Origin of the sequence: Shewanella sp. Sh95, from assembly GCF_001308045.1 — a bacterium.
Taxonomy (GTDB): Bacteria; Pseudomonadota; Gammaproteobacteria; order Enterobacterales; family Shewanellaceae; genus Shewanella; species Shewanella xiamenensis.
Genome location: NZ_LGYY01000251.1, coordinates 1 through 4,008 on the forward strand (window position 1 = coordinate 1; position 4,008 = coordinate 4,008).

Annotated in this window: 3 protein-coding genes and 2 pseudogenes; 1 reads left to right on the forward strand and 4 read right to left on the reverse strand. The window is 42.2% G+C overall.

The window, feature by feature from the left end:
* Nucleotides 1-218 precede the first annotated feature (218 nt).
* The 4 genes and pseudogenes from AEA42_RS19005 to AEA42_RS19020 form a co-directional block, all read right to left on the reverse strand.
* Nucleotides 219-449 (reverse strand): annotated as a pseudogene (locus tag AEA42_RS19005) (deoxyguanosine kinase); the annotation flags it as partial.
* On the reverse strand, nt 446-1,873 hold the full coding sequence (locus AEA42_RS19010) for an extracellular solute-binding protein (RefSeq protein WP_231640419.1): 1,428 nt from the start codon (nt 1,871-1,873) through the stop codon (nt 446-448). The gene AEA42_RS19010 and the pseudogene AEA42_RS19005, both read right to left, overlap by 4 nt.
* A 200-nt stretch (nt 1,874-2,073) precedes the next feature.
* Nucleotides 2,074-2,511: a hypothetical protein gene (locus AEA42_RS19015; protein ID WP_055648551.1), complete on the reverse strand. Its 438-nt coding sequence runs from the start codon at nt 2,509-2,511 to the stop codon at nt 2,074-2,076.
* A complete protein-coding gene (locus tag AEA42_RS19020) occupies nt 2,471-3,253 on the reverse strand; it encodes an AAA family ATPase (RefSeq protein WP_037420721.1) in 783 nt (260 codons plus the stop codon). The genes AEA42_RS19015 and AEA42_RS19020 overlap by 41 nt, the downstream gene beginning before the upstream one ends.
* 533 nt (nt 3,254-3,786) lie before the next feature.
* Here AEA42_RS19020 and AEA42_RS23000 point away from each other — a divergent pair.
* Nucleotides 3,787-3,867 (forward strand): annotated as a pseudogene (locus tag AEA42_RS23000) (N-acetyltransferase); the annotation flags it as partial.
* Nucleotides 3,868-4,008: the final 141 nt, after the last annotated feature.

A 4,008-nucleotide genomic window follows, 5' to 3' on the forward strand; every position in this document is an offset into this window, starting at 1 on the left:
TCAATCAGTGCCTTAGAGGCCAGCATCAAGCTGTTTAATCGTTTTAGGTGAAGTTCTGGGCAGTATTGGTGTAAAGAATGTTGTAGGATATTGGCTTCGCGCATCTTGTTGTCCAAGTGTAGTTTTTGGCGAAACCATTTGATCATGCAACAAGATGCGCTTCCACCCTAATTTGATGATTTATTTGTAAATCATCAGGGGATTCTTCAGTGCTCAGTATCATAGTGGTTTAATTCTGTGGTGATAATTTGCAACCTTTCACTGTTTTTCGCTAGTTGCAGCGCAGTGGTGACTTTCACGACATCACTATTTACCAGTTGCTCAATTTCAGTTCTCAATTGTTGTGACAATAGGATAGCGATAATGCCATTGAGTGACGCCATGCCGAGAATAATATAGAAGGCTAGCGTAATTTTCTGTTTAAGACTGGTCAGTCGTTTTGAGTTCATTTGTTTTTCTTGTCGATTGCAGGGACTTCCCCGTAGGTGTTCTGCACATGTTTAATTTTGGTGCTTAACTCAATAAAAATATCTGTACTATTGGCTTCATGCTGACTTGCGGCATAACAAGCATGGCTTAATTCTGGATAAATCTGCCCCATTGCTGTAGTGGTAAAGTGTCCTACTTCCAATACTTTAGTCGACCAGAACAAGTTAGCAATATGGCTTGCCTCAAATGCACCAGCAACAGACCTTTTTGAAGCTTGTTTAAATTCGGGAGCCGTAACGACATCCATTCGGCATGGATTTCCGCCGCCAAGTGCATAGGCATATTGGGCTTCAAAAGTGCCCATATATTTGAGTAACCAATAGGCGGCTTGTGGATTTTTACTGTCGTAGCTCACCGCAAAGGCATAGGCACCGTTGTAAGGGGTTCCTCCGGGGACTTGAGATACTCCAAGTCGAGCACCAGGTATATTGGCTTCAACTTTAAAAGAGGCTGGCCAAAGGTTGTTATAGGCAAAGGGCCATATGGCTACCTGTCCCGTCGCCATAGCATGCGCAGCTTCATTAAAGGCAAACTTATCATCAGCAGGATAGGCATAGGGCATTAGTTTGCGATAGATTATTCCTGCGGTAATTGCCTGTTGATTGACACTCGGTACTTCAAAGTGAGTCAGTTTTTTTTGTTGATCATAAATAGGCCACATCCAAACGCCGCCTAAACTCCAAATAATGCTGGAAAACTCATCGTTAATATGGGGTTTATTACCCGACATCAACGCTAGGCCATAAAAGTTATGGGTCAATGGTTTGTCAGCAAGGAGTTCACCCGCTTTTCGCGTAAAGAATACGGCTTGATCTTCTAATTCTTGGAAGTTGGTCGCGGGTTTGAGTGGGTAGCCAAACCGTTGTTGAAAGTGAGACTGTTCGGTTTTATTTTCAAATAAATCTGCGCGGTAATGACTTCCCATTACGTAGTTATTATAGGGAATTGCGTGCAATTCTCCGTGGTAGGATAAAATATTCAGTAATGATGGATAGTAGGGTTCGAGGTAGCTTTCCATCGCTTTTTCACCGTCGGGATCATAGAGTTTTGCTAATTCCAGCAGGGGGACTGTATAGCCGTTTGCCGCCCATTCTTTTGCCCAGCCAGCCTCCATGGTGAGCAGATCGTATTTTCCTTCCCCCATTAATAATGCGTGGGTTTGAAGTTCGAACATGCTCTCAAGTTCGGTGCTAATCACATTGACTTTAACACCGGTTTTTTCGGTGAATTTGGGTAGCATTTGCTGGGTGAGATAGTCAGTCCAAAAGCCTTTTTCGGCAACTAAAGTGATTGGCGTTTTATTCGGCAAGGGGGGAATTTGATCCAAAGAAAACTCCGCTAAGGCGGGAGGTGCTAGCGTTAATCCCAGTCCGAATAATAGGATTGACAAACGTGTTAACAAGAATAACTCCTTAAATACTCGGGCTATTGATGCTAATCAATAGCATTAATCAGCTCAGCTGTACATTAAGGATAGATTTGTAAAAAAAATTGACTCAATTTTTTTATCGGTTTTTTAGACAAAAAAAGTCCGATGACCTAATTAATTCAGATCATCGGTAAAGGGTGGGAGATGGTGCGCAATTAAGCTTGTTTTATTTGCTGTTCGCGCATCTGCCTCAATGCGGTTGGCAAAGCATAATGTTGTTCAATTAAAAAACGGATCAATTTAGATTTAGAAATATCACTTTCCTCTGAGAGCGTTGCTAAATGGGCTATTGCCGCCTCACTCAGTGAAAATGTGGCTTTGCGGTAATGTGGCCGTTCGTCGTCAATCGTGGCATCAAGGGGTCTTGATGCCGTTTGTGGTCGATGCAAAGTCACCACATTGGAAGTTTCCAAGATGACTTCAACTGGTGATTCTTTCACTCGCTCCATCGCCGCCACTGAGTTGCCCGTGCTTGGAATATGACTTTCTCCCATAGCATAAAGGGTTGCGGCATCAATAAACTCATCGAGGGAGAGAGGCTGGACGCCTCCCCTAGATGGCATAGCGTTTTTCTTGAGGTCGCTGAGTCCCATATTGTCCTCTCAGATGATTCGGCTGAGGTTGATTGATAGCGGCACGATGCGCGGCTATTGGTGTGCTTGGTTTGAGTAAGGCCGTTAACGAGGCTGCGCAGTCCACTTGAAACATTTCACAGGCGATAGCACGGATTTCAGCTGCGGCTTTACCCTTTGGTTCTATCTCCATCACCGACAATCCAGACTCTTCACTATCATCATAGATATTGCGACTATAGGTAATTGCATCTAATACATTGATATCGTAGGTTTTACAGACCTCTTTAGCCTCTAAAATACGATTCGCTTGATTGGGAAGGTTAGGGCATTGCGTAATAACGAAAGACGCGTGTAATTTAGGGTTAATCATCTTACAAGTCGCGACGATATCATCCATATGACTCACGGTTTTTAAATCTCGGCGTTTGGGCCTGAGCGGCATTAATATATGCGATGCAACTGACATGGTTGCCCTTAATGCAAGATTATCCTGCCCACCACAATCAACGAGTACAAAGTCATAGTGTTGTTCTAAGCTCAGAAGATCGTTACGGATCTTGCCATAAAGTTGTACACAGTTGATGCTTGCCAGTTTCGGATTATTGTTTCTGGCTTGGATCCAATCCGATGTGGTTCGCTGTGGATCGCAATCCACCATGATGACAGAGGCACCACATTCGGTGGTGAGAAATACTGCGATATTTTGTGCGAGGCAACTCTTACCGCTGCCGCCTTTTTCGCCGCCGACTAACACTATCATGACGAGTTCCTCAATGCTTAGGCTATCACTTGGGCGGTAATATGTTGCTTATGGTTTTTTTACCGCACCTTGTTGTCATAAACGAATGTAAACCCTGTGTTAATGTTGGTCAATTATCTGATTTTTGACGTTTTTTTATAAAATGTCGCGTGATTAATATTTGACGCTACCATGTAATATGCCGTTAATTTGACTCTTTCTGCTAGCGGGATTACTTAGGTGATTTTGAATTTTAGTTATCTGATTATTAAGGTTTTTAGTGAATTTTTAACATCAATTGATTATGAATGTTTGCTCTCCATTGCGGCAATGATATTGAAATTAAGGCTTGGTATAGTTTACTTTGAACGTTTATTTTAATTTTTTATGCAAAAATATTATTAAAATATTGGTCTCTCACGACTACTTTTCAAACGAAAGTTGTCTTGCATAAAGCTTGAGTGTCATCAAATTGCCACCTTGTTGAGTTAGTCTTTCCCATTAATGCCGTCTAATCACCTTGATTTTTCTACCATTCGTGAAGGGATGCCCAAATGGATATTAAAATGTCAATGCCTATTGAATTTGAGCTGGTTGAAACTGCTCCTTTATTTCATGAGTTGCTGAATCTACGCGATGCGGCTGGGTACTGAAGAATCCCCTGATGATTTACAAATAAATCATCAAATTAGGGTGGAAGCGCATCTTGTTGCATGATCAAATGGTTTCGCTAAAAACTACACTTGGACAACAAGATGCGCGAAGCCAATATCCTA